This window comes from Streptococcus sp. HMSC034E12 (genome assembly GCF_001835915.1).
Taxonomy (GTDB): Bacteria; Bacillota; Bacilli; order Lactobacillales; family Streptococcaceae; genus Streptococcus; species Streptococcus vaginalis.
The window spans coordinates 1-350 of the sequence record NZ_KV826483.1 but is presented as its reverse complement, the minus strand read 5'-3'; the positions used below and the strand labels follow the sequence as shown (position 1 = coordinate 350).

General features: G+C 46.3%; 1 pseudogene. It reads left to right on the top strand.

From position 1 onward, the window contains the following. A pseudogene (locus tag HMPREF2574_RS09835) lies at positions 1-350 on the top strand (phage tail family protein); the annotation flags it as partial.

Sequence of the window (350 nt, the reverse complement as noted above, 5' to 3'; positions counted from 1 at the left end):
GGTCACGACAATGTCTGCTGATTCTTCTTTTGGCGGACGTTTGGGATTGCTACCTGCTAATTTTACAAATACAGCTAACGGGGCGTATTTTGGAGCGGTTAAGGAGCTAAAGCTCTCTGAACAAGCTAAAGACTGGTACATCTGGGCTCGTGCTTGGTTTGAAACAGGCTTAGTTAGTCAGACAGGAGCTTGGTGCTTATCTGTAGTAGATAGTAATAATCACTTAATTGCAGGCATGGCTATTGAGAAAAGCGAACGGGCACGAAACAGGGCGCTTGTTGTCTTTCTGATGGGCGATGGAGCTGGCGGAAGTCGAGTTGTCAAATCTATCGAATTCACACCGAGCGTTT